This window comes from Marinobacter pelagius (genome assembly GCF_003315345.1).
Classification (GTDB): Bacteria; Pseudomonadota; Gammaproteobacteria; order Pseudomonadales; family Oleiphilaceae; genus Marinobacter; species Marinobacter pelagius_A.
The window spans coordinates 112,703-138,189 of sequence record NZ_QNRO01000008.1; the positions used below are offsets into that span (position 1 = coordinate 112,703).

Here is a 25,487-nt window from a genome sequence, read left to right on the forward strand (position 1 = left end):
ACACTGACCAGAGGTAAATCATGAACGCGCTGACTGTGGCCAGCAAGGAACAGTTTTTTGAGCAACTCGCTGATGCGTTTTCCCAGAAGATTGCGAAGACAGAGGCGAAAAAAATCAGTGAATTTGCGAAGCAGCATTACGCGCACATTCCTCTTGAAGAGTTAGTGAGTCGACGATTCTCGGATACCTACGGTGCCATCCTGGCCGCCTGGCAGTTCCTGCAGAAGCGGAGTGCCGACGAGACCCCGGTGGCGGTATTCAACCCGGATCTTGAAAGTGATGGCTGGCAGTCCACCCACACGGTCATTTTCATCCTGCATCCGAACATTCCGTTCCTGATCGATTCCCTGCGGATCGCCATCAACCAGCGGGAAATCGGTACCCATTCCATCCAGCACTCGATCCTGCAGGTGGACCGTGACAAGGACGGCAAGCTCAAGAAGCTGCATTCCACCAAGAAGAGTGGCTCCGGAGCCGAGTACGAAGCCTTTATCGTTCTGGAGATTGACCGGCACAGCAATCCGGCAGACCTGAAAGAGATTGAGGAAGCTCTGCAGACCGTACTGCACGAGGTACGGATCGCGGTCTCGGACTTCAATGTGGTGACTGACAAAGTCAACCGGATTATCGGCGAGCTGGACGACACCACCGCCGGTATCAGCGACGAAGAAAAGGAAGAGGCGAGGGCCTTTCTGAACTGGCTGGTTCAGGACCACTTCACCTTTCTCGGTTATGACGAATACGATTACGTGAAGGACAAGAGCGGTACTGTCGTTCGCCGGGTCGCCAACTCTGAGCTGGGTATCCTGCGGGTCAACAACGAGCGCCCGGACCGGGTTCGCCTGAACGAGCTGCCCCAGCGCACCCGTCACGAGATGACCCGCACCGACGACATCTTCATCTTCGCCAAGTCCGCCCAGCGCTCGCGGGTGCATCGCCCGGCCTACCCGGACTACATCGCGGTCAAGAAATTCAACGACAAAGGCGATGTGGTCGGTGAGCGTCGTTTTCTGGGGCTGTACACCGCCCGGGTCTATAACGAGCGGCCCGACGAGATTCCGTTGCTGCGCCGGAAGTTCCAGAGCGTGATGAAACGTTCCGGCTTCCTGCGGGACGATTACGCCGGCAAGGAGCTGGAGCAGATCCTGACCCTCTATCCACGGGATGAGCTGTTCCAGATCGAGACCGATGAGCTGCTCCGGGTGGCGAAGAACATCCTGTATATCCAGGAGCGCCGGCGCATCGAGCTGTTCATGCGCGAGGATGTCTATGGCCAGTTTGTCACCTGCCTGGCCTTCTTTCCGAGGGACATCTACAACACCGAGCTGCGCCTGAAGGTGGAGCAGGTGCTGTTCGAGACCCTGGAAGCCGAGGATATCGAGTTCGTTACCCACTTCTCCGAGTCGGTCCTGGCCCGGGTGCAGTTCACCATCCGGGTGCCCCAGGTGGAAAACCGCCAGTTGCCGATCGCGGAGATCCGGGAGAAGGTTATTGATCTGGCCCAGTCCTGGCGCGACGGCCTTTACGAGGCGCTCAGCGAAGCCTATGGCGAGGAGCGCGGCAACGAGTTCTACCGGCTCTGGGCCGGTGGCTTCCCGGCCAGTTACACCGATATGTTCTCGCCGCGCCGGGCCGCCATCGATCTGGACCACATCGCTGCCGCAGCCGATAGCGATGACCTGGCCATGAGCTTCTATCGGGCCCTGGAGGAGGATGAGAGCACCCTCCATTTCAAGCTGTTCTATCCCGATGAACCGCTGCCGCTGTCGGACGTGATGCCGATTTTCGATAACCTGGGTTTCCGGGTGATTGGTGAACACCCGTTCGAGGTGCTCGACCGCCACGGTAAATCGGTCTGGATCCACGATTTCACCCTGCAGGCCCACACCGGAGAAGTGGTGGACATCCACCGTATCCGTCCGATTTTCGAGGAACTGTTCCGTCGGGTCTGGCACGGTGAGGCGGAAAACGACGCCTTCAACCGACTGCTGCTGTCGTCCTACATGAGTTGGCGCGAGATTGCCCTGCTGCGGACCTATGCCCGTTACATGCGCCAGATCCGGTTCTCCAACAGCCAGACCTTCATCTCCAATACCCTGGTCAACCATGTCCACCTGACCCGGACCTTGCTGGATCTTTTTGACATCCGCTTCAATCCGGAGCGCTATCAAAGCAGGGGCAAGAGCGAAGCGGCCCAGCAGAAACTGGAGATTGAGTTCAGCGCCGGACTGGACGAGGTCGACAACCTCAGTGAAGACCGGGTGCTGCGTCTGTATCTGGAGCTGATGCAGGCTACCCTGCGTACCAATTACTTCCAGCTGGATGCCGACGGCAAGCCGAAATCCTACATCAGTGTGAAGTTTGACCCCTCCCGAATTCCGGACATGCCGCTGCCGCTGCCCATGTTCGAGATCTTCGTCTATTCGCCTCGGGTCGAGGGTGTCCACCTTCGGGGTGGCAAGGTCGCCCGTGGCGGCCTGCGTTGGTCTGACCGTTTCGAGGATTACCGCACCGAGATCCTTGGCCTGGTCAAGGCCCAGCAGGTGAAGAACGCGGTGATCGTGCCCGTGGGTGCCAAGGGTGGTTTCGTGGCCAAACGACTGCCGGATCCTTCGGATCGGGAAGCCTTCCAGGCCGAGGGTATCGCGGCCTACAAGACCTTCATCCGGGGCCTGCTGGATATCACCGATAACCTGGTGGATGCCGGGATCAAGCCGCCGGAGCGGGTGATCCGGCACGATGAGGACGATCACTATCTGGTTGTGGCCGCCGACAAGGGCACCGCCACCTTCTCCGATATTGCCAATGGATTGGCGGCGGAATATGGCTTCTGGATGGGCGACGCCTTCGCCTCCGGGGGCAGTAACGGCTATGACCACAAGAAGATGGGCATTACTGCCCGGGGTGCCTGGGTGTCGGTGGAACGCCATTTCCGGGAGATGGGCATCAACCCGGCACTGGACGAATTCACCGCGATCGGCATCGGCGATATGGGCGGCGATGTATTCGGCAACGGTATGCTTTGCTCGGAGAAGACCCGGCTGGTTGCGGCGTTCAACCACATTCACATTTTCGTCGACCCGAATCCGGATGCCGAGGCCAGTTTCCGGGAGCGCAAGCGCCTGTTCGAAATGCCCCGGTCAGCCTGGACCGATTACGATACCAAGCTGATTTCCAAGGGCGGCGGTGTGTTCAGCCGGAACGCCAAGTCGATTCCGGTCAGCCCCGAAATGAAAAAGCTGCTGGGTATCAAGGCCGATCGAGTGCCACCCAACATGCTGATTTCCCACATCCTCAAGGCCCAGGTGGACCTGCTCTGGGTGGGTGGCATCGGAACCTACGTGAAGGCCAGCTCCGAATCCAACACGGATGTCGGCGACAAGGCCAACGATGGCCTGCGGATCAACGGCTCCGAGCTGCGCTGCAAGGTAGTGGGTGAGGGCGGCAACCTGGGTCTGACCCAGTTGGGCCGCATCGATTACGCCCTCAAGGGCGGCCGCCTGAATACCGACTTCATCGACAACTCCGGTGGTGTGGATTGCTCGGACCATGAGGTCAACATGAAGATCCTGCTCAACCGGGCTGTGGCTGTCGGTGATCTCACCGAGAAGCAGCGGAACGTGATGCTGGAGGAAATGACCGACGATGTCGCGGCGCTGGTTCTGAAGAACAACTACCGCCAGACCCAGGCCATCAGTATCGCCAGCGAGGATGCCGCCACTCGCCTCGAGGAATACCGCCGGCTGATGAATACCTTCGAGAGTGAAGGCAAGCTCAACCGGGCCCTGGAGTTCCTGCCGGACGATGAGACCCTGTCCGAGCGCAAGCTCGACAAGAAGGGGCTGACCCGGCCGGAGCTGTCGGTGCTGATCTCCTATGTCAAAGGGGATCTGAAACAGACCCTGATCGACAGCACCTTGCCGGACGAGCCGCTGCTGGCGGGCGAAATGTACAAGGTGTTCCCCCGGGCCCTGACCCAGCAGTTCAGCTCGGAGCTGGGTGAGCACCAGCTGCGGCGGGAGATCATCGCCACACAGATTGCCAATGACATGGTCAACCACATGGGCATCACCTTCGTGGAGCGCCTGAACCAGTCTACCGGTGCCGACGCCGCCTCCATTGCCCTGGCATGGATTATCGCGCGGGATGTGTTCCGCATCGATAATTGGTGGGACAGGATCGAGGCAGAGGACTTCCATATTCCGGCCAGACTGCAGATGGAGCTGATGCAGGACCTGATGCGGCTGATGCGTCGGTCCGTCCGCTGGCTGCTGCGCAACCGTCGGGCCGAAATGAGCATCCAGAGCCATATGGAACGGTTTGCCGACAGCGTCTGGGCCATTACCGCCGGCCTGCCGGACTACCTGGGTGAGCAGGCTCGCCAGGCCTGGGAGAAGCGCCACACCAATCTGGTCGAGGCGGGCCTGCCTAAAGAGTTGGCGTCGGTGGTCTCCGGCACCGGTTACCTGTATTCGTCCCTGGGTATCATCGAGGCCAAGGAGGCTACCGGCATGCCCCTGAAGACCGTGGCCAACCTTTATTTCGAGCTGGGCGACCGGCTCGACCTGACCTGGTTTGCCACTGCCATTGCTGATCTGAAGCCGGTTTCCCACTGGGAGGCGCTGGCCCGGGAGAGCTTCCGGGAAGATCTGGACTGGCAGCAGCGGGCCCTGACCACCGGGGTGCTGAAGCTGGCAGAGAAGCCGACGGATGTGCCCGCCTGCGTGGAAAGCTGGATGCAGCAGCATGAACAGCTGATTGATCGGTGGAAATCCATGCTTGCAGAGCTCAAGAGTACCCGGGAGCCAGAGTACGCGATGTTCTCGGTCGCGCTGCGGGAATTGCTGGATCTGGCCCAGAGCACGATCCACCAGCCCCAGGGTGAAATCGAGGTTGAGACCAACTGAGTATTGCGTTTCGACAGTGATTCGCTTTCAATTCCGGCACTTTTGTCAGATACGGGAGTTGTTTGCATGGGGCAGCTAGATCATCTGCTGGACAAGAACCGGGCCTGGGCCAACGGCATCAAGTCCGTCGATCCCAAGTTTTTCGACCGCCTGTCCAATCAGCAGGCGCCGGAATATCTCTGGATCGGCTGCGCCGACAGCCGGGTACCGGCCAACCAGATTGTCGATCTGCTGCCCGGTGAACTCTTCGTTCACCGCAATGTGGCCAACGTGGTGGTGCACACCGACTTCAACTGCCTGTCGGTGCTGCAATTCGCCATCGAGGTGCTCAAGGTGAAACACATTCTGGTGGTGGGCCACTATGGCTGTGGCGGTGTCCGTGCAGCCCTGCGGAACGAGGGCTTTGGCCTGATCAGTCACTGGCTGCGCCATGTCCAGGACGTGCGTGACCGCCACCAGGCCACCCTGGATGCGATCACCAGTGAGCCGGACCGGATCGACCGCCTGTGCGAGCTGAATGTGGTGGAACAGGTGGGGCACGTCTGCCAGAACAACATCGTCCAGGAAGCCTGGCGTCGCGGGCAGCCCCTGACCGTACACGGTTTTGTCTATGACGTGGCCGATGGCCTGCTCCGGGACATGGGGCTGTCCATCTCCAACGAGGAAGAGCGGGACCAGGTCCGGCAGACTGCGGTCGAGGAGCTGGTTCAGCGCCCGGTCCGTGCCGGTCGTCAGAAACTGGCCTGATCGCTTCATGTCCTCTCTTCCCAATTCCCATGAGGCATTGCTGCGCAACCGTGACCTGCTGGCCGGCACGGTTGGCCTGCTCGGGGTGACCGACCCGTCGGTACTGCCCCTGGTCGGCGACCATGGTCTTGCCATGAGTGAGCATGCCGGCGTCTACAGCGCCTTGAGCGGCGTGCCCGGCTGGCAGAGCTGTTTCGGCTATGACGACCCCGGTCTCCAGCACGCCATTCTCGACACGATCGTGGTTTTCCTGCCCAAGGCGCGTGCGGAACTGGATTTTCGGCTGGCCCTGGCACTATGGCTGGCCAGGGCCGGTGCCCGGTTGATCCTGGTCGGCGAGAAGAAAGAAGGTATCGCCGGCGCAGTCAAGCAGCTCAGGGCCAGGCTACCCGATGCCGGCAAGGTGGACAGCGCCCGCCATTGCCAGGTGTGGAGCGCAGAGGTGGAAGCGCCGTCCCATCAGTTCGAATTGGCGGACTGGATTACCTGGACATCGATAGAACATGCCGGTGTCAGCATCGAAGTGGCCGGTATGCCAGGGGTCTTCAGCCTCGGTGAACTGGATGAGGGAACGGCCCTGTTGCTGGACACCCTCGCCAGAGAGCCCGTCAGGGCCAGCCGGGTACTGGATTTTGCCTGCGGTGCCGGGGTGATCGGCAGCTGGCTTCAGGGCTGGCAACGGCAGGCGGATCTGGCCACTTCCACGGTAGATGGTCTCGATGTCCAGTCGCAGGCGGTTATCTGTGCCCGCGCAACCTATCGGCGTAATGGCTGTACCGGAGATATCCAGGCATCGGATGGCCTGTCGGGTGTGCAGGGAAAGTGGCCCGCCATCGTTACCAATCCGCCGTTTCACACCGGGGTACGGACCGATACCTCCATGACCGAACGATTCCTGCGGGAGGTAGCCTCTCACCTGGAACCCGGTGGCGAATTGCGGCTGGTGGCAAACAGCTTCCTGCCCTACGGGGAACTGATCCAGCGCCATGTCGGCACTGCGGAGCGACTGGAGCAAACCCGTCGGTTTACGGTCTATCGCGCGTTCCGCCGCTGAAAATAAAAAAAAAGCCCCTGGGGTGAGGGGCAAAGGTAAATGGCATGAACGCTTCGAACTCTACGGTTAATTTCTAGAATAAACAGCCTAGAATAGGCGCCCTCATGAAACACCTCTCCGGATAGCCCGAAATGACAAGCGCAAAGCTCCAGACGCCCGATGGTCCATTGTTCCTTGCCCGCCCCGGCGGCGGCGACAAGTCGCTCAGGGCCTGGGATGCGGCCGATGAGCTGTTGCTGGAAACGGCAGCCACGATTCTCCAGGGGCGGCCTGATGCCAGGGTGCTTGTCGTGGATGACCATTTCGGCGCCCTGTCCCTGGGGCTTATGCGATTCTCCCCGGCACTGGTGGCGGATAATGCCGGGCTGACCGAAGCACTGGCACTGAACACCAGCGCCAACGCGTCGGCAAACGGTTTGCCGCAGCCTGCCAATTGGCAGGATCCACCTGCCGGCCCCTTTGATCTCGTGGTGTTGCGGATCCCGCGCCAGGCGGACTATCTGGCGTGGCTGCTGCGCTGGCTCAACGGAGTACTGGCAGGGCAGGGCAGAATCCTGGCCGGTGGCATGATCAAGCACCTGCCGGATCGAAGCGTCGATGTCTTTGCCGAGGCAGTGGTGACCGAAGAGGTGCTGCCCGCCCGCAAGAAAGCGCGGGTGGTGGTGTGCAGCCGGGGCGCGGCAAGCCTGAGTGACTGGCCGGCTTTATGGAAAGGTTATGTCCTGGCCAATGGCGTCCGGGTGGACGCGCTGCCGGCGGTGTTCGCCCGGGAGAAGCTGGACATCGGCACCCGACTGCTGTTGCCTCATGTCACCGAAGCCGTGACGGCGCTCGGTGCCGGTGCCCGGGTGCTGGATCTTGCCTGCGGCAACGGCGTGCTCGGGCTGCAGGCCCTGTCGGTGAGGCCGGAACTGAGCCTGACCTTTGCCGATGTGTCCAGCCAGGCTGTGCTGAGCACCCGGCATAATGTCAGCCAGGCATTTCCGGACAGTAAGGCCACCTTTTATCACGCCGACGGTATCCCCGATGAATCCGGGACGTTTGATCTGATCCTGCTCAACCCGCCGTTCCACGAGGGTGGCGTGGTCGGAGACCATATTGCCCTTCGGCTGTTCCGGCAGGCTTCACGACATCTGGCCCCTGGTGGTCGTTTGCTGATGGTGGGCAACCGGCACCTGGGCTACCACCGGACCCTGAAACGCGATTTCTCAAAGGTCCGTCAGCTGGATGCCGATCCCAGGTTCGTGGTGTTTCAGGCCGGCCGGTCGTAACCCAGGCGTGCCAAGGTGTCGACGATGGTCTGGGTCTGGCTGTCGATTTCGATATTGACCCGGTCGCCAATCTCCGCCGTGCCAAAGGTGGTGGCCCTCAGGGTTTCCGGTATCAGATGCACGTTGAAGCGGTTGTCGCGGACCTCGCCGATGGTCAGGCTGGCGCCGTTGATCGCAATGTAGCCCTTGGGAAAGATGTAACGGGTCCATTCCTGCGGCACTTCAAACCAGATCGTGACATTGTTCTCCGGGCGCTCGATCTCCACGATCCTGGCAGTGGTGTGCACATGCCCTGACAGCAGGTGGCCGCCGATCTCGTCGCCGATCCGTGCTGCCCGCTCGAAGTTGACGGCGTCGCCTGCCTCGAGGTTTCCCAGGGTGGTCAGTCGCAGGGTCTCCTGCATGGCATCGAAGTACAGGGTTGCGCCTTCCTGGCGGGTGACGGTCAGGCAGGTGCCATTGATGGCTACGGAGGCGCCGATGGTCACACCCGCGACCTTGTCTTCAGGGAGTCGCACCGCCAGTGTGCTCAGCCCCGGACGGGCGGTGACTTCTTCGATGGTGGCGATACCCTGGACAATTCCTGTGAACATAGACTACCTCTCGGCTTTTGGATCTGTGCACTGTGGCGGGAAGCAGAAGGATAACAAACTTGACACAAATTGGCTTCAAACGTATGTTTAAAACAGACGTACGCTAGAGGCACCGACAACAAGATGGCGCAATCTGATACCGTAGACCGGATTCTTGACGCAGCCGAGGAGCTGTTTGCCGAGCGGGGGTTTTCCGAAACCTCCCTCCGTATGATCACCAGTAAGGCTAAAGTAAACCTCGCTGCTGTCAATTACCACTTTGGTTCGAAGAACGCGCTGATCCATGCGGTCTTTGCCCGATTCCTCACGCCGTTTTCCGCGACCCTGGAACAGGCGTTCGACGAACTCGAAGAAAGTTGCGGCGATCAGCCCCCGACCCTGAACCAGACCCTCTGGGCCCTGACTGAAAGTGCCGTGCGGATGCCTCAGAGGAACGAGAAGGGCATCTCCATCTTCATGCGCCTGCTCGGGCTGGCCTATACTCAGTCCCAGGGCCATCTGCGCAAGTTCCTGGAGCAGGAATACGGTGACCCGTTCAGTCGTTTCATGCGCCTGCTCAAGGCCGCAACTCCGCAATTGTCAGCCGTGGACCGTTACTGGCGCATCCAGTTCATGCTGGGGGCAACCGCCTTCACCATGTCCAGTTCGGATGCCCTGCGTGACATCCTGCAGAACAAAACCGGTGTGGAAACCTCGGTCCAGGAAATCGCCCTGCGCCTGGTACCTTTCCTGGCTGCCGGCATGCAGGCCGAAGATGCCATGCTGGTTCCGCCAAAAGGCAGCAGGGTCTCGGTTGCCTGAGTTCAGCTCCCTCGGTTAGGCTTCCGGTCTGGAATAGTCCGGATACGGAGCCCGACCGGTTTTGAACCAATCCCACAAGAACGTCGATCACCTGGCAGTCTCCATTGCTGACCAGACCCTGTCCCTGGTGAATGATCAGGGCGATATCATTGCCAGCTATCCGGTATCTACCGCCCTGAACGGAGCCGGGGAGCAGGATGGCAGCGGCTGCACCCCCCGGGGTGAACATTATATCCGCGCCATGGTGGGGCAGGGCCTGCCGGCAAACACCGTGTTCCGCGCCCGCCGCCCCACAGGCGAAATCTTCAGTCCGGAGCTTGCGCTGGCGCATCCCGACCGGGACTGGATCCTGAGCCGCATCATCTGGTTGTGCGGCCTGGAACCCGGCAAAAACCGGGGTCCCGGGGTCGATACTTTCCGTCGCTTCATATACATTCACGGCACACCGGACACCGAACCCATGGGGGTTCCCAGGTCCCACGGCTGCATCCGGATGCGCAATCCCGATGTGATCGAGTTGTTCGACCGGGTTTGCGCCGGGCTGCGGGTCGTCATCCTTTAACCATCTTTCATCCGAGGGATCCGATGATCGGAGAGCTGCTGACAACAATCAACGAGTGGATCAAGGGTTACGGGCTGCTCTCCGAGGGCTGGCGCACCGGCATCATTGTGTTTGCGCTGGTTTTTGGGACCGCCTTTGTGGCCTATGTAGTGAGCCACATAATCCGGGCCCTCGAGAACAAGTTCAGCAAAACCCGCAACATCTGGGATGACGCGCTGCTGCACGCCGCCCGAAAGCCACTGGTTGCCTTTGTCTGGCTTCAGGGCGTGTACTGGGCCGCAGAGGTGGCCCACCACTATTCCAAAGCCGAGATCTTCAAGGCCAACCAGAAGCTGCTGGAGCTGGGCTTCATCTGGATCGTGGTGTGGGTGCTGCTGCGCATGATCAAGGAGGCCGAGCAGATTCTGGTCTCTCCGATGAAGATGAAAAAGCCCATGGACTACACCACCGTCAATGCGGTGAGCAAGCTGTCCCGGGCTGTGGTTATTATTACCGCCGTGCTGATTGTCATGCAGACCCTGGGCTACAGCATTTCCGGGGTGCTGGCCTTCGGTGGTGTCGGTGGTATCGCCGTGGGTTTTGCCGCCAAGGACCTGCTGGCCAACTTCTTCGGGGGCATGATTGTGCACCTGGACCGGCCCTTCAAGGTGGGTGACTGGATCCGTTCGCCAGACAGGAATATCGAGGGCACGGTCGAGCATATCGGCTGGCGGGTGACGACCATTCGCACCTTTGACCAGCGCCCGCTGTACGTGCCCAATGCGGCGTTCACCACCATTGCGGTGGAAAACCCCTCACGTATGTACAACCGCCGGATCTATGAAACCATCGGGATCCGCTATGCGGATGTCAGCCAGATGGCGGATATCGTCTCCGATATCCGCTCCATGCTGGAGAATCACGAAGAGATTGAGACCCAGCGGACCCTGATCGTCAATTTCGTGGCTTTCAACAGCTCATCCCTCGATATCATGGTATACACCTTCACCAAAACCACCGAATGGGTCCGGTTCCATGAGATCAAGCAGGATGTGCTGCTCAGGATCAGCGAGATCATCGAGGGCTACGGCGCCGAGGTGGCCTTCCCGACCCGAACCCTGCATCTACCGGATGGTGTCCGTCTGTCCGGCCAGGACCATGGCGAACGGGGGAGTGGCGCGCTAGAGGGGGAGCAGTCGGCCTCCGGTAACGGTAAAGAATCATCCGAAAGGACGTCAGAATGACTGCAGCTTCAAGCACATCGCCGGTCGGTATCATTGGGGGTACCGGCCTGACCACGCTCTCTGGCCTCACCATCACCGGTGAATCCGGTGTTTCCACGCCTTGGGGTGAACCCTCGGCCCCCCTGGTGGAGGGGAGGCTGGGTGAACAGTCTGTGATTTTCCTGTCCCGGCATGGCAATCCGCACCGGATTCCGCCCCATCAGGTCAACTACCGGGCCAACATCCTGGCGCTGTATGAAGCGGGTGTCCGGACGGTGGTGGGAGTGAACGCGGTCGGCGGGATTCACCGGGACATGGGGCCGGCCCATGTCGTCATTCCTGACCAGATCATTGATTATACCTGGGGCCGGGGCAGTACCTTCTTCGAGGGCGACCTGGAGTCGGTCACCCACATCGACTTTACCTTTCCCTACGACGCAGACGCCCGTACGGCACTGATCGATGCTGCAAAACGGGAGTCAGTGCCGTTCTCGGATTTTGGCGTATATGGCGCTACCCAGGGTCCGAGGCTGGAAACCGCCGCGGAGATCCGGCGCATGGAGCGGGATGGATGCGATCTGGTGGGCATGACCGGTATGCCGGAAGCGGCACTGGCGGCAGAACTGGGGATGCGTTACGTGTGTCTGGGGCTGGTGGTGAATTGGGCCGCGGGCAAATCCGACCACATCATTACCATGGAAGAAATTGAAGAAGCCATCGAGCAGGGAATGTCCGGTGTGAAGACCATTCTTGCCAGCTCGATGGCTCAGCTCGGACAACTCAGTCCGTTGCCTCGACCTTCCTGAAAAACACCAGGACGCCGATGGTCGGGGAATCCAGGAAGTGAACTTCCTCACTGCGCATTCTGCGGGTTTCGCGGATCCAGGTCACCAGTTCCAGCGGCTTTGAAGCTGGCTGCGCCATCTGTGGCTGGAGGGATACGAAGCTGTCGCTTTCGGCCCCGTCCTGCGGATCTTCTCCGTCAGCGGGAGTCGGGGCGGGCTGCATGGCGGGCGAGTTGGTGCCCTGCTGCCAGTGATTGAGGTGGACCTTCACGTGCAGATAGCGCTGGCGGTCAATAGTGATATGCCCCTCGATTTCCCGTTGACCAGCGCTGTCGATCCAGTCGCCTAGCTCAACCCTGAGCGGCTCTCCCTTATAATCGGGTGGGAACGCTTCGTACCAGCCCGCGGTCATCAGTACCCGGTAATTGCCGCTGTTTTCCAGCCGCTGGGCCGCCGAGTTTAGGTACAGGTCCCCGCGGGGGACCAGATTCAGGGTGGTCTGGGCATTGCCACTGCGATCAACGACCCAGAGCGCTTCGTCGGTCTGGATCGGGGGCTCTACCTTCCGGTCCCCCATACGCTCTTCAACCGCCGAGGGGTCGACGATGCGCTCAAGAATGACAAATTCCGCACGGTAGTAGTCGTCCGGAATGTTGCCCGAATCCTGGGCCTGGGCGGTCAGGGCCAGCAATGCCAGTGTGAGTGTGGCCAGGATGCGGGCTGCCTTGGTACTGCTTGAAAGCGCGGTTGGTTGCAACGGATTCTCTCCCCGAATCATGCGAGCGTCAGTGCCCGGATTTGCTGTCAGCGGGTGTCAGCTCGTCCAGCATTTGCGAAATGCCATCGAGTTTACCACCGGTGGAGGTGTCCTTCAGCCTGAAACGGAAGCTGTTGGCCCCCTCAAGCCGGTACTGGTCCGGCGCGGATTGCACTTTTTTAACCAGAACCAGCGGGTCTACCGGGGTCGAGCCGCCGAATTCCAGGCGGGTCCATTCCTTGCCGGCATCGATTTTTACGATACCCAGGGCCTCGGCCTTGAGTCTCAATTCAGTCTGACGAACCAGGTTCTTTGCCGGTTCCGGTAACAGACCGAAACGATCAATCATTTCAACCTGAAGTTCTTTTAATGCTTCTTTGTTGTCCACGCTGGCAATGCGCTTGTACAGCATCAACCGGTTATGGACGTCCGGCAGGTAGTCCTCCGGAATCAGCGCCGGAATCCGCAGGTTCATCTCGGTGCCATGGCTCAGGGGCAGGTCCGCGTTCGGCGTCCGGCCTTCCTTGATGGCCTTTACGGCTTCATCCAGCAGCTGCATGTACAGGGTGAAGCCGATGGACTCGATCTGCCCGCTCTGTTCCTCACCGAGCAATTCGCCGGCGCCCCGGATTTCCAGGTCGTGGGTGGCCAGCATGAAGCCGGCACCCAGGTCCTGGGACTCGGAGATGGCGTCGAGCCGTTTCTTGGCATCCGCGGTCATGGCACGGGGTGGCGGCGTCAGCAGGTAGGCGTAGGCCTGGTGGTGGGAGCGGCCCACACGGCCCCGGAGCTGGTGCAGCTGGGCCAGGCCGAATTTGTCCGCGCGTTCGATGATGATGGTGTTGGCGCTGGGGATGTCGATACCGGTTTCGATGATGGTGGTACACACCAGCACGTTGAAACGCTTGTGGTAGAAATCGGACATGATCTGTTCGAGCTCCCGCTCGCGCATCTGGCCGTGGGCCACGCCCACGCGGGCCTCGGGAATCATCCGGCGCAGGTCTTCGGCGGTTTTCTCGATGGTGGCCACGTCGTTGTGCAGGTAATACACCTGACCGCCCCGGAGGATCTCCCGCAGGATTGCCTCCTTGGTCATGGCGTCATCCCGTTGCCGGACAAAAGTTTTCACTGACAGCCTTCGGGCTGGCGGGGTGGCGATGATGGACAGATCCCGCAGGTGGCCCATGGCCATGTTCAGGGTTCGCGGAATGGGCGTGGCGGTCAGGGTCAGCATGTCCACTTCCGCCCGCAGGGCCTTGAGTTTTTCCTTCTGCTGGACCCCGAACCGGTGTTCCTCGTCAATGATCACCAGGCCCAGATTCTTGAACCGGATGTCCCCCTGCAGCAGTTTATGGGTGCCGATCACGATGTCGGCCTTGCCGTGCTCGATGGCTTCCATAGCCTTGGAAGTCTGGCTGCCAGTGCGGAACCGGCTCAGCAGCTCCACCTGGACCGGGGTGCCGGAGAACCGGTCCCGGAAGGACTCGTAATGCTGCTGCGCCAGCAAGGTGGTCGGTACCAGCACTGCCACCTGTTTTCCGGACCAGGTGGCCAGGAAGGCGGCGCGCATGGCCACCTCGGTCTTGCCGAAGCCAACGTCACCACAGACCAGTCGGTCCATGGGTCGCTCGCCGGTCATGTCCTCGAATACCGCCTGGATGGCCACCTCCTGATCCGGCGTCTCCTCGAACGGGAAGTCGGCGGCGAAGGCGCGATAGGCCTCCTTGGGGTCCTCGAACTGGAAGCCCTTGCGGGCTTCGCGGCGGGCATAGACATCCAGCAATTCCGCCGCGGTATCGCGGATCTTTTCCAGTGCTTTCTGCTTGGCGTGGCTCCAGCGCTCGGTGCCCAGCTTGTGCAGTGGTGCGTGCTCGACATCGGTGCCGGCGTAGCGGGAAATCAGATGCAGGCTGGAGACCGGCACATACAGCTTCGAGCCGCCCGCGTATTCGAGCATCAGGAACTCGTTGGACTCGTCGCCGACGGTAATCGTCTCAAGTCCGAGATAGCGGCCGACACCATGATCGATGTGAACCACTGGTGCCCCGATCCGAAGCTCTGACAGGTCCCGGTAACCGCCGTCGTCCAGTTCCGTGGGTTTTTCCCGGCGCCGGCGTTGCAGGACCCGCTCCCCGAACAGGGCGGTCTCGGTGACCAGGGCCAGATGCTGCTGGGGCAGGACCAGTCCCTGCTCCATGGGCGCAATGGTAATGGCCAGCGGGCAGCTTTCTTGCGAGATGAAGGACTGCCAGTCCTCCAGATTCCGGGGTTTCAGGTCATGGTTCGAGAGATTCTCGATCAGCGCCTCACGCCGGCCGGAGGATTCTGCCCCGATCAGGACGCGGCCTCCGAATTCCTCGATAAACCGCTTGAGCCGTGCCGCCGGATCCGCCGCCCGGCCATCCATTGCCACGTCGGGCAGCGCCTGGCTCGGGCAATTGATGGCACCGCTGCCTTCGACGGTGTCCGGGGTCGTGGTCACCCGGGGGAAGGTTTTGAGATGGCCGAAGAGCTCATCCTGCTGCAGGAACAGGGTGGTCGGCGGCATGATTGGCCGCAGGCGGTCGTGGCGGCGGTCCTCATAGCGGTTGCGGGTCTCGGCATCAAACTGGCTGACCGCCTCATTCAGGCCCTCGGCGGTGAAGACCAGGGTTTCCCCGGGCAGGTAGTCGAACAGGGTGGCCGTTTCGTCAAAAAACAGCGGCAGGTAGTACTCGATGCCGGGCGGCGTGATGCCGTGACTCACGTCCTGGTAGATGGGCGCATCCCGGTCGGCATTCGGGAATTGTTCGAACCAGCGGTTACGGAATCCGGAACGGGCTTCCTTGTGCCAGGGGAATTCGTAGGCCGGCAACAGTTCGACGCGGTCAATCCGGTCAACCGAGCGCTGGGTTTCCGGGTTGAAGGTTCGCAGGGTCTCGATTTCGTCATCGAACAGGTCGATGCGGTAGGGCTGGCTGGCGCCCATGGGAAAAATGTCCAGGATGGCACCACGGACGGCGTATTCGCCGTGCTCGTAGACATTCTCCGAGTAGCGGTAGCCGGACGCTTCCAGTTGCAGGCGCCATTTGTCGATGTCCAGGGACTGGCCAACCTCCAGGATCAGCGTGTTGCCCTGCAGGTAACTGACCGGTGGCAGCCGGTGCATCAGGGTGCGGGCCGGCACCACCAGCAGCCCGTGACGGGTTGCGGGCAGGCGATGCAATGTCCGGATCCGGCGGGAAGTGATGTCCTGGTGCGGCGAGAAGAGGTCGTAGGGCAGGGTTTCCCAGTCCGGTAACGAGAGCAGTTCCATACCGTCGGAAGTGATTGCCGGGCCATCTTCCTCGGCCGGCAGGCCCAGGAAGAACCGCATGGCCTGCTCCAGCTGGATGGCTTCGCTGGTGCTGCGGGTGATGACCAGGGTCAGGCCCGGATGGTTGCGGGCACTCTCGCAGATGGCCAGGGCGTTACTGCTGCCGTGCAGCTCCCCCCAGGTTCGGTGGTCCGCCGGGCGAGTGGGAAACTCGGGTGCAATCAGCCGGTTATCTGATCTGGAGGGGCCTTGGCTCATGGTCGGGTGGTTGCTCCTGCAGTCCTGTATCGGGAAGATGGCGAGCGGCGTATTCTACCGCCCGGGAATGACACTGTCATGGCGGGGTGAGCGGTGCCCGCGAGTACGACCGGAACCTTACGAATGGATGAGCCGATCGTATTTGCCGTGAGGCCCCTTAAATTGGATAATGTGCGCCCCTGAAATTATTCCCAGTGCTAACAGAGGTCCCAACCGTGAGTCACGAACAGATCAACCAGCACCTGTCTAACTGGACGGAGAGAGAATCCACCGCGGAAGCCATGATTCCGCTGATCGGTCGTCTCTACCGCAAAAACAACGTGGTTACGTCCGTTTATGGTCGCGCCATTATCAACCAATCGGTGATTGATATCATTCGCGCTCACCGGTTTGTGCGTCAGGTGGAAGACAGCGAGCTGTCTGTTCACGACACCCTGCCGATCCTCGAGGCGATGGACAAGCTGGATCTTGGCCGCGCCCACGTCGATATCGGCAAGCTGGCTGTGAAGTTCAAGGCTGAAGGCGGTGATCTGACCGAATTCCTCAAGCGCGAGATCGGCCCGGTGGTTGGCCAGTATCAGGCCCAGTCAGAGGAAGACGCCCACAACGACACCAAGGACGTTGTACTCTACGGTTTCGGTCGTATCGGCCGACTGCTGGCCCGGATCCTGATCGAGAAGGCCGGCGGCGGCAACAATCTGCGCCTGCGTGCCATTGTGGTTCGTCAGGGCGGCGCCGAGAATGACCTCGAGAAGCGCGCCAGCCTGCTGCGTCGCGATTCTGTCCACGGCCCGTTTGACGGCACCATTACTGTGGACGAGAAAGAATCTGCCCTGATCGCCAACGGCAACTACATCAAGGTGATCTACTCCGACGGTCCGGACAAGGTGGATTACACCCAGTACGACATCCACAACGCCATCGTGATCGACAACACCGGTAAGTGGCGTGACGAGGAAGGCCTGGGCCTGCACCTGAAGTCCAAGGGCGTCAGCCGGGTTATCCTGACTGCCCCGGGCAAGGGCGACATCAAGAATATCGTTTACGGCATCAACAACGACTGGATCACCGACGAGGACAAGATCCTGTCCGCTGCCTCCTGCACCACCAACGCCATTACGCCGGTTCTGAAGGCCATTCACGACGAGTATGGCATTCAGGATGGTCACGTAGAGACTGTGCACTCCTACACCAACGACCAGAACCTGATCGATAACTACCACAAGGGTAGCCGTCGTGGCCGCAGTGCCCCGCTGAACATGGTTATCACCGAGACCGGTGCCGCCAAGGCCGTCGCCAAGGCTCTGCCGGAGCTGAAGGGCAAGCTGAGCGGTAACGCCATCCGGGTACCGACTCCGAACGTTTCCATGGCCATCCTGAACCTGAACCTGGACAAGGATGTTACCGTGGAAGGCGTGAACGAGTACCTGCGTGACATGGCGCTGCACTCCGAGCTGCAGAAACAGATCGACTTCGTGAACTCACCGGAAGTGGTTTCCACCGACTTTGTCGGCTCACGCCACGCCGGCATCGTGGATGCCCAGGCGACCATTGCCAGCGGCAAGCGCCTGATCCTGTACGTGTGGTACGACAACGAGTTCGGCTATAGCGCCCAGGTGGTTCGCTGCGTGAACCAGATGGCGGGTGTGACTTACCCCATCTTCCCGAAGCGCGCCCGCGACTAAGGTCGTAGCGCCGATTCGGCGCGATGTACTGCGAAGAACCCCGGTAGCCTCGGCTGCCGGGGTTTTTTACTGCTTTCGGGGTACAAAACCATTCCGGTTTCTGGTGGAAATAGGTTTCCTTAATCTCTATAATTGGCGCGATTTTGGGTATGTCTGGCACCCCGTTTCTCATCTTTTCCTGCGTCAAATGCCTGGCAGCAGCAATTGCTGCGGTATTTGAGTCAAGTGGTGCAGCGTTCTGGCGCAGTCCGCCAGGAAATCTGGGCCGCAGGGGCCGGGCGTTGAGAATCCTTAGATAGTTTCTGATGATTGGACGAGGCTAATGATCAAGATCAAAAAAGGCCTGGATCTTCCCATCAGCGGCGCTCCCGAACAGACCATTACAGACGGCAAGCCGATTCGCCACGTGGCGTTGATCGGTTTTGACTACAACGGCATGAAGCCGACAATGGCTGTGAAAGAAGGAGACCGTGTCAAGCGCGGGTCGCTGCTGTTCACGGACAAGAAGACCGAAGGCGTTCGTTATACTTCACCCGCCGCCGGCGTGGTGAAAGAAATCAACCGCGGTGAGCGCCGTGTGTTCCAGTCAATCGTCATTGAGATCGATGGCGAAGAGGCTGAGACCTATGCCCGCTACAACGATGCCGACCTTGGCGGCCTGGAGCGTCAGCAGGTTGTCGACAACCTGGTTGAATCCGGCCTCTGGACAGCGTTCAAGACGCGTCCGTACAGCAAGGTGCCGGAAATCGATTCCGCTCCTCATTCCATTTTCGTTTCCGTGATGGACACGAACCCGCTGGCCGCGGATCCGACTGTTATCATCGGTGAGAATGCCAAGGCTTTCGAGAAGGGTCTGAGCATCATCTCCAAGCTGACCAGCGGCAAGGTATTCGTCACTGGCAAGCCCGGCTCCGACGTGGCCGTGCCCAAGGCGGACAACATCGAGATCCAGCAGTTTGACGGTGTGCATCCGGCCGGTAATGTGGGCACCCACATCCATTACCTGGATCCCGTTTCTGCCAGCAAGACCGTCTGGTCCATCAACTATCAGGATGTCATCGATATCGCGAAGCTGTTCGAAACCGGTGAAGTGCCGGTGGAGCGCATTGTTGCCATCGCTGGTCCGAAGGCTCTGAAGCCGCGCCTGGTTCGTACCCGCCTGGGTGCCAGCCTGCAGGAACTTCTGGACGGAGAAATTGCCACAGACTGTGAAGTCCGTGTCATCTCCGGTTCGGTGTTCGGTGGTCGTCGTGGTGACGGTCCCTGCGCTTACCTGGGTCGTTTCGCCAACCAGGTTTCCGTGCTGGAAGAACAGACCAAACGCGAGTTCATGGGCTGGTTGTCTCCGGGTCCGAACAAGTTCTCCGTGCTGAACATCTATCTGTCCAAGCTCAACCCGGGCAAATTGTTCAACTTCACCACCACCACCAACGGCAGTGAGCGGGCCATGGTGCCGGTAGGTGCGTATGAGCAGGTCATGCCCCTGGATATCCTGCCGACCCAGCTGCTGCGTTCGCTGATCGTCGGTGATACCGAAATGGCACAGAAACTGGGTGCCCTGGAGCTGGACGAAGAAGATCTGGCGCTGTGCACCTTCGTGTGCCCCGGCAAATATGAATACGGTCCGATTCTCCGCGAGAACCTGACCCGAATCGAGATCGAGGGCTAATACGATGGCAATCCGACAGTTTCTCGATGGAATCGAGCATCATTTTGAAAAAGGTGGCAAGTACGAGCGCTGGTATGCGCTGTATGAAGCCGTCGACACCATTTTCTATTCGCCTTCGAGCGTAACCTCCACGACCTCCCATGTGCGTGACGGAATTGATCTCAAGCGCATCATGATCACTGTGTGGTTGTGTACCTTCCCGGCCATGTTCTTCGGTATGTGGAACATCGGTTATCAGGCCAACAGCTTCCTGGCGGCCAACCCGGACGCCATGGTGGCTGACGGTGGTCTGCGCACGGCCTTCATTCAGGCTCTGGCGGTAACCGGCGCCGGTGCCGGAATGTGGGACAACTTCGTCTACGGCCTGGCGTACTTCGTGCCCATTTACTTCGTCACTTTCGTGGTTGGTGGTTTCTGGGAAGTACTGTTCGCCACCGTTCGTCGCCACGAAGTGAACGAAGGCTTCTTCGTGACTTCCGTGCTCTTTGCCCTGATCTGCCCGCCCACCATCCCGTTGTGGCAGGTGGCCCTGGGTATCACCTTCGGTGTGGTCATTGGCAAGGAAGTGTTCGGTGGTACCGGCAAGAACTTCCTGAACCCGGCCCTGACCGGTCGTGCGTTCCTGTACTTTGCCTATCCGGCGCAGATCTCCGGTGACACCATCTGGACGGCAGTTGACGGTTTCAGTGGTGCCACGGCCCTGAGCTGGGCGGCCTCCGGCGGTCTGGACGCGCTCAAGGAACAGATCGGATGGATGAACGCCTTCGTGGGTACCATTCAGGGTTCCATGGGTGAGACCTCCACCATTGCCATTCTTATTGGTGGTCTGATCCTTCTGGTCATGAAGATTGCCTCCTACCGAATCGTCGGTGGTGTGATGATCGGCATGATTGCCATGTCGCTGCTACTGAATCTGATCGGTTCCGATACCAACCCCATGTTTGAAGTGCCGGCACACTGGCATCTTGTCATGGGCGGCTTCGCTTTCGGGATGATGTTCATGGCCACGGACCCGGTGTCTGCCTCCATGACCAACACCGGGCGTTGGTGCTTCGGCATTATGGTGGGCGTCATGACTGTTCTTATCCGTGTGGTGAATCCTGCATTCCCGGAAGGGATCATGCTAGCGATTCTGTTCTCCAATCTGTTCGCGCCCCTGATCGACCATTTCGTGGTCCAGGCCAACATCAAACGGAGGCTTGCACGTGGCTAAATCGAAGGAAACCGTTACCAGGACGGTCATTGTTGCCCTGGTACTGAGCGTATTCTTCTCGGTGATCGTGTCCACCGCAGCTGTTACGCTCAAGCCGCTTCAGGTTAAGAACCAGAACCTGAACATCAAGACCAACATCCTTGCAGCAGCCGACATGCTGCCGCAAGCCGCGAGTCCTCAGGAGATCGAGGAGGCTTTCGCCCGGTTCGAGGTCAAACTGGTCAACCTCAAGACCGGTGAGTATGTCGATCCGGACTACGTGGGCGTCCAGGACCCCATGAAGTACGACATGTACAAGGCCGCATCCAATCCTGAGCTGTCAACCGATATTCCCGCCGATCAGGATCAAGCCGGCATCGGACGTCGTCCGGACGTCGCCAAGGTGTATATCCTGCGGGAGAATGGTGAGCTCCAGAAAGTGGTGCTGCCGATCCATGGTTATGGCTTGTGGTCCACGCTCTATGGTTTTGTCTCCCTGAAGGGCGATGCCAACACCATTGAAGGTCTGGGCTTCTACCAGCATGCAGAAACCCCGGGTCTCGGTGGTGAGGTGGACAACCCACGCTGGAAAGCCCAGTGGGAGGGTAAGGTGGTATACGGCGAGAACATGACCGAGCCACAGATTAAGCTGGTCAAGGGTGGTGTCAACGAGAACACCCGGAACAAGGAGCACAAGATCGATGCCCTTTCCGGTGCTACGCTGACCAGCCGGGGCGTTGAAAACCTGGTGGACTACTGGTTGGGTGACCGTGGCTACGCCCAGTACCTTAAAAACTTGCGTCAAGGGGAGGTCTGATCATGGCGACTACATCAGCCAAGCAGGTCCTGTTCGAACCGATATTCAGTAATAACCCGATCGCCCTGCAGATTCTCGGTATCTGTTCGGCGCTGGCGGTGACCTCCAGTCTGAACGTGACGATTGTCATGTGTATTTCAGTTATTGCGGTAACCGCATTCTCCAACCTGGCGGTGTCCCTCATTCGCAGCCAGATTCCGGGCAGTATCCGGATCATTGTGCAGATGACCATCATTGCATCGCTGGTTATCGTGGTGGATCAGCTGCTGAAAGCCTATGCCTATGAGATCAGCAAGCAGTTGTCGGTCTTTGTCGGGCTGATTATCACCAACTGTATCGTTATGGGCCGTGCGGAAGGTTTTGCCATGCAGAACGGGCCATGGCTCAGTTTCCTTGACGGTGTCGGCAACGGTCTGGGTTACTCGGTTCTGCTGCTGTTCGTGGGTTTCTGGCGCGAACTGTTCGGCTCCGGCTCCCTGTTCGGCTATACCATCCTGTCACCGGTGAACGAGGGCGGCTGGTATGTCACCAACGGTCTGCTGCTGTTGCCGCCGAGTGCGTTCTTCATTATCGGCCTGAGCATCTGGGCGCTGCGCACCTGGAAGCCAGAGCAGGTGGAAGAGCCTGATTACAAGCTGTCTGCCCATAAAGCCCGGGAGGCCTTCTGATGGAACATTATCTGAGTCTTCTTGTACAGGCGGTTTTCATTGAAAACATGGCGCTGGCTTTCTTCCTGGGGATGTGCACTTTCATCGCCATCTCCAAGAAGATCGAGGCTGCCATTGGCCTGGGTATTGCGGTGGTCGTGGTACTGACCATCACAGTGCCGGTGAACAATCTTATCTACAACTATGTACTTCGGGAAGGTGCGTTGGACTGGGCCGGTATGCCCGGTACGGACCTGAGCTTCCTGGGTCTGATCACCTACATCGGTGTAATCGCCGCGATCGTACAGATCATGGAGATGGTGCTGGACAAGTACATCCCTGCTCTCTACGCGGCGCTGGGTGTGTTCCTGCCGCTGATCACCGTAAACTGCGCGATCCTTGGTGCCGCGCTGTTTATGGTTGAGCGTGATTACAACTTTGGCGAGAGCGTGGTATTCGGCTTCGGTGCGGGCCTCGGTTGGGCGCTGGCGATTGTTGCCCTGGCCGGAATTCGCGAGAAGCTGAAGTACAGTGATGTGCCTCCGGGCCTGCGTGGCCTGGGTATCACATTCATTACGGTTGGTCTGATGTCCCTGGGCTTTATGTCCTTTTCCGGCATCTCCCTCTAACCCACCGGTGATTCGGTTTAACGAGAAGGCGAGACCATGAGTGCAATTATTCTTGGCGTGGTCATGTTCACCGTTATCGTTCTGGCGCTGGTCGCGATTATTCTCGCGGCCCGCTCCAGGCTGGTAAGCACCGGTGACGTGACCATCGAAATCAATGACGATCCCGAGCATACGCTCAAGACCAGTGCCGGCGGCAAGCTGCTGGGCACACTGGCGAACAGCGGTATCTACCTGTCCTCCGCCTGTGGTGGCGGTGGCACCTGCGCCCAGTGCAAGTGCAAGGTTCTGGACGGTGGCGGCGCAATGCTGCCCACGGAAAAGACCCACTTCACCAACCGGGAAGAGAAGGAAGGCTGGCGCCTGTCCTGCCAGGTTCCGGTGAAGCAGGACATGAAAATCGAGGTTCCCGAAGAGTTCTTCGGCGTGAAGAAGTGGGAGTGTGAGGTTGTCTCCAATCACAACGTTGCCACCTTCATCAAGGAACTGGTCCTGAAACTGCCGGAAGGCGAGGAAGTGGACTTCCGCGCCGGTGGTTACGTGCAGCTGGAGTGTCCTCCCTACGAAATCGATTTCAAGGATTTCGATATCGAGGAGGAGTTCCACGAGGATTGGGACAAACACAACATCTGGCGTTATAAGGCCGTGAACAAAGAAGACACCATCCGTGCGTACTCCATGGCGAACTACCCGGAGGAAAAAGGTGTACTCAAGTTCAATATCCGAATTGCCACGCCGCCTCCGGGTACCGACCACCCGCCGGGTATCATGTCCAGTTACGTGTTCAACCTGAAGCCGGGTGATAAGGTTACCGTCATGGGACCGTTCGGTGAGTTCTTCGCCAAGAAGACCGACGCTGAAATGGTATTCATTGGCGGGGGGGCCGGTATGGCCCCGATGCGTTCCCACATCTTCGACCAGCTCAAGCGCCTGAACTCCAAGCGCAAGATCAGCTTCTGGTACGGTGCACGGAGTGTCCGCGAGATGTTCTACGTGGAAGACTTCGATATGCTGCAGGAAGAGAACGAGAACTTCGAGTGGCATGTGGCACTGTCCGATGCGCTTCCGGAAGACAACTGGGAAGGCCCGACCGGCTTTATCCATAACGTGTTGTACGAAAACTATCTGAAGGACCATCCGGCACCCGAGGATTGTGAGTTCTACATGTGTGGGCCCCCCATCATGAACGCCTCGGTCATCAAGATGCTCAAGGATCTTGGTGTTGAGGACGAAAATATCATGCTGGATGACTTCGGGGGTTAATCTACTGAGATGACATCCTGCATGTTACGACCCGTCAGGGTGGCCCTGGCCAGCGCCTTTGTGGTGCTGGCCCTGGCCGCTCTGGCGGGTTGTTCGTTTGAGCCCGATGAAAAAGTCTGGGAAATCTCCGGTGGCGTGTTCGGTACCACCTACCACATCAATGTCGTATTGACCGATGACCAGCAACGTCTGGAGAATCTGGCCAAAGGCATCGAGGCCGAGCTGGAAAAGGTGGATGCTGCCATGTCGACCTGGCGGCAGGATTCCGAGCTGTCGGGACTGAACCGGATGTCAGACCAGAGTGATTGGGTTGCGATTTCCGAACCGCTCCATGAGGTCCTTGCCAAGGCCATAGAGGTCTCCGAACTCACCGACGGTGCCTTTGATGTAACCGTGGGCCCGGTGGTCAATCTCTGGGGGTTCGGCCCCGAGGCCCGGCCGGAGCAGATTCCGGAGGAGCAGGAACTGGCCCGTGTCTTGTCATCCACCGGCTACGAAAAGCTGGAGCTTCGGGATGAGCCGCCGGCAGTTCGGGCAGACAAACCGCAATACATTGATCTTTCAGCGATTGCGAAAGGTTACGGTGTGGATGCGGTGGCGCGTTACCTCGACAGTGAAGGTGTGAACGCTTACCTCGTAGAGATCGGCGGTGAAGTCCGTGTGCAGGGGCGCAAGCCGGGTGGTGATGCCTGGCGGCTGGCCATTGAACAGCCTGTATCGGAAGGCCGGGAGGTCAACCGCGTGGTTGCTCTCGAGAACAAGGCAATGGCGACGTCTGGAGATTATCGTAACTATTACGAATCGGAAGGGCAGCGTTATTCCCATACAATTGATCCTGAGACGGGAAAACCCATCACCCATAACCTGGCCTCAGTGAGCGTTTTGGCGGAAGACTGCATGACCGCGGACGCACTGGCCACGGGCTTCAACGTGATGGGCTTCGAGCGGGCTCAGGAGTTGGCAACACGGGAGAATATCCCCGCCTATTTTATTATCAGGACGGAAAACGGCTTTGAAACGCATCAGACGCCGGCCTTTTCCTCCTATGTGATCCAGTAAAGGGAGGACAACATGGGTACCTTTCTTCTTGTTTTGTTCATCGTAATTTCGCTTGTCGCGGCCATGTCGATCGGCGTCATTTTCGGTCGGAAACCAATCAGCGGAACCTGTGGTGGCATTGGTGCCCTGGGTATCAGCACTTCCTGCGACATCTGTGGCGGCAATACCCGGAAGTGCAAGGAAGAGAATGAGCGGCTTGAGAGCGAAGCGAAAGGCGCTGATGATCTCGCCTACGATGCTTCCAGCAGGGATCGCCACTGATCGGAATGCCGCTGACCGGGGCACAGGATCAATAAT

20 protein-coding genes are annotated in these 25,487 nt (G+C 59.4%); 17 read left to right on the top strand and 3 right to left on the bottom strand.

The annotated features are described in order from the left end of the window. Positions 1 to 20: 20 nt before the first annotated feature. The 4 genes from DET50_RS09375 (at position 21) to DET50_RS09390 (ending at position 7,979) form a co-directional block, all read left to right on the top strand. Entirely contained in the window at positions 21 to 4,907 is a 4,887-nt protein-coding gene (locus DET50_RS09375; RefSeq protein WP_113862590.1) for an NAD-glutamate dehydrogenase, read from the top strand. 66 nt (positions 4,908 to 4,973) lie between these two features. Further along, positions 4,974 to 5,654, top strand: coding sequence for a carbonate dehydratase (can, locus tag DET50_RS09380; protein WP_113862591.1), 681 nt, complete (start codon positions 4,974 to 4,976; stop codon positions 5,652 to 5,654). A gap of 7 nt (positions 5,655 to 5,661) precedes the next feature. Beyond that, positions 5,662 to 6,708 carry a class I SAM-dependent methyltransferase gene (locus DET50_RS09385; protein ID WP_113862592.1) on the top strand — a complete coding sequence of 349 codons (1,047 nt, stop codon included), beginning with the start codon at positions 5,662 to 5,664 and terminating at the stop codon, positions 6,706 to 6,708. 131 nt (positions 6,709 to 6,839) lie between these two features. Continuing rightward, positions 6,840 to 7,979 (top strand): class I SAM-dependent methyltransferase, encoded by a 1,140-nt coding sequence (locus tag DET50_RS09390; RefSeq protein WP_113862593.1) that lies wholly within the window; start codon positions 6,840 to 6,842, stop codon positions 7,977 to 7,979. Here DET50_RS09390 and DET50_RS09395 read toward each other — a convergent pair. Continuing rightward, positions 7,961 to 8,572: a riboflavin synthase subunit alpha gene (locus tag DET50_RS09395; RefSeq protein ID WP_113862594.1), complete on the bottom strand. Its 612-nt coding sequence runs from the start codon at positions 8,570 to 8,572 to the stop codon at positions 7,961 to 7,963. The genes DET50_RS09390 and DET50_RS09395 overlap by 19 nt on opposite strands. A 123-nt stretch (positions 8,573 to 8,695) precedes the next feature. Between DET50_RS09395 and DET50_RS09400 the strand changes: the two genes are divergently transcribed. From DET50_RS09400 to DET50_RS09415, 4 genes are all read left to right on the top strand, one after another. After that, on the top strand, positions 8,696 to 9,373 hold the full coding sequence (locus DET50_RS09400) for a TetR/AcrR family transcriptional regulator (RefSeq protein WP_113862595.1): 678 nt from the start codon (positions 8,696 to 8,698) through the stop codon (positions 9,371 to 9,373). A 61-nt stretch (positions 9,374 to 9,434) separates the two neighbouring features. Then, complete coding sequence (locus DET50_RS09405) at positions 9,435 to 9,935, top strand: L,D-transpeptidase (RefSeq protein WP_113862596.1); 501 nt, start codon at positions 9,435 to 9,437, stop codon at positions 9,933 to 9,935. Between the two features lie 23 nt (positions 9,936 to 9,958). Next, on the top strand, positions 9,959 to 11,158 hold the full coding sequence (locus tag DET50_RS09410) for a mechanosensitive ion channel family protein (protein WP_113862597.1): 1,200 nt from the start codon (positions 9,959 to 9,961) through the stop codon (positions 11,156 to 11,158). Then, a complete protein-coding gene (locus tag DET50_RS09415) occupies positions 11,155 to 11,943 on the top strand; it encodes an S-methyl-5'-thioinosine phosphorylase (protein WP_113862598.1) in 789 nt (262 codons plus the stop codon). Before DET50_RS09410 ends, DET50_RS09415 begins: the two co-directional genes overlap by 4 nt. Here DET50_RS09415 and DET50_RS09420 read toward each other — a convergent pair. Next, a complete protein-coding gene (locus tag DET50_RS09420; protein WP_258546099.1) occupies positions 11,918 to 12,679 on the bottom strand; it encodes a peptidoglycan binding protein CsiV in 762 nt (253 codons plus the stop codon). The two genes, DET50_RS09415 and DET50_RS09420, sit on opposite strands and share 26 nt — an antisense overlap. A gap of 28 nt (positions 12,680 to 12,707) precedes the next feature. Further along, positions 12,708 to 16,232, bottom strand: a complete 3,525-nt coding sequence (gene mfd, locus DET50_RS09425) for a transcription-repair coupling factor (RefSeq protein WP_113862600.1) — start codon at positions 16,230 to 16,232, stop codon at positions 12,708 to 12,710. Positions 16,233 to 16,447: 215 nt separating this feature from the next. On the opposite strand from mfd, the gene DET50_RS09430 reads away from it, so the two are divergent. The 9 genes from DET50_RS09430 to nqrM all read left to right on the top strand — a co-directional run bounded on the left by DET50_RS09430 (position 16,448) and on the right by nqrM (position 25,451). Beyond that, the gene (locus DET50_RS09430; protein ID WP_113862601.1) at positions 16,448 to 17,917 is read left to right on the top strand and encodes a glyceraldehyde-3-phosphate dehydrogenase; all 1,470 of its coding nucleotides are present in this window, start codon (positions 16,448 to 16,450) and stop codon (positions 17,915 to 17,917) included. Between the two features lie 322 nt (positions 17,918 to 18,239). After that, positions 18,240 to 19,586 carry a Na(+)-translocating NADH-quinone reductase subunit A gene (locus DET50_RS09435; protein ID WP_113862602.1) on the top strand — a complete coding sequence of 449 codons (1,347 nt, stop codon included), beginning with the start codon at positions 18,240 to 18,242 and terminating at the stop codon, positions 19,584 to 19,586. A gap of 4 nt (positions 19,587 to 19,590) precedes the next feature. Beyond that, the gene (locus DET50_RS09440) at positions 19,591 to 20,799 is read left to right on the top strand and encodes an NADH:ubiquinone reductase (Na(+)-transporting) subunit B (RefSeq protein ID WP_113862603.1); all 1,209 of its coding nucleotides are present in this window, start codon (positions 19,591 to 19,593) and stop codon (positions 20,797 to 20,799) included. Continuing rightward, positions 20,792 to 21,595, top strand: coding sequence for a Na(+)-translocating NADH-quinone reductase subunit C (locus DET50_RS09445; protein ID WP_113862604.1), 804 nt, complete (start codon positions 20,792 to 20,794; stop codon positions 21,593 to 21,595). Before DET50_RS09440 ends, DET50_RS09445 begins: the two co-directional genes overlap by 8 nt. A 2-nt stretch (positions 21,596 to 21,597) precedes the next feature. Further along, positions 21,598 to 22,263: an NADH:ubiquinone reductase (Na(+)-transporting) subunit D gene (locus DET50_RS09450; RefSeq protein ID WP_113862605.1), complete on the top strand. Its 666-nt coding sequence runs from the start codon at positions 21,598 to 21,600 to the stop codon at positions 22,261 to 22,263. Further along, positions 22,263 to 22,871 (top strand): NADH:ubiquinone reductase (Na(+)-transporting) subunit E, encoded by a 609-nt coding sequence (nqrE, locus tag DET50_RS09455; protein WP_113862606.1) that lies wholly within the window; start codon positions 22,263 to 22,265, stop codon positions 22,869 to 22,871. Before DET50_RS09450 ends, nqrE begins: the two co-directional genes overlap by 1 nt. Before the next feature lie 36 nt (positions 22,872 to 22,907). After that, positions 22,908 to 24,131: an NADH:ubiquinone reductase (Na(+)-transporting) subunit F gene (gene nqrF, locus DET50_RS09460; protein ID WP_113862607.1), complete on the top strand. Its 1,224-nt coding sequence runs from the start codon at positions 22,908 to 22,910 to the stop codon at positions 24,129 to 24,131. 9 nt (positions 24,132 to 24,140) lie between these two features. Continuing rightward, positions 24,141 to 25,190, top strand: coding sequence for an FAD:protein FMN transferase (locus DET50_RS09465; protein ID WP_113862608.1), 1,050 nt, complete (start codon positions 24,141 to 24,143; stop codon positions 25,188 to 25,190). Positions 25,191 to 25,202: 12 nt separating this feature from the next. Next, a complete protein-coding gene (gene nqrM / locus DET50_RS09470) occupies positions 25,203 to 25,451 on the top strand; it encodes a (Na+)-NQR maturation NqrM (protein ID WP_113862609.1) in 249 nt (82 codons plus the stop codon). Positions 25,452 to 25,487: the final 36 nt, after the last annotated feature.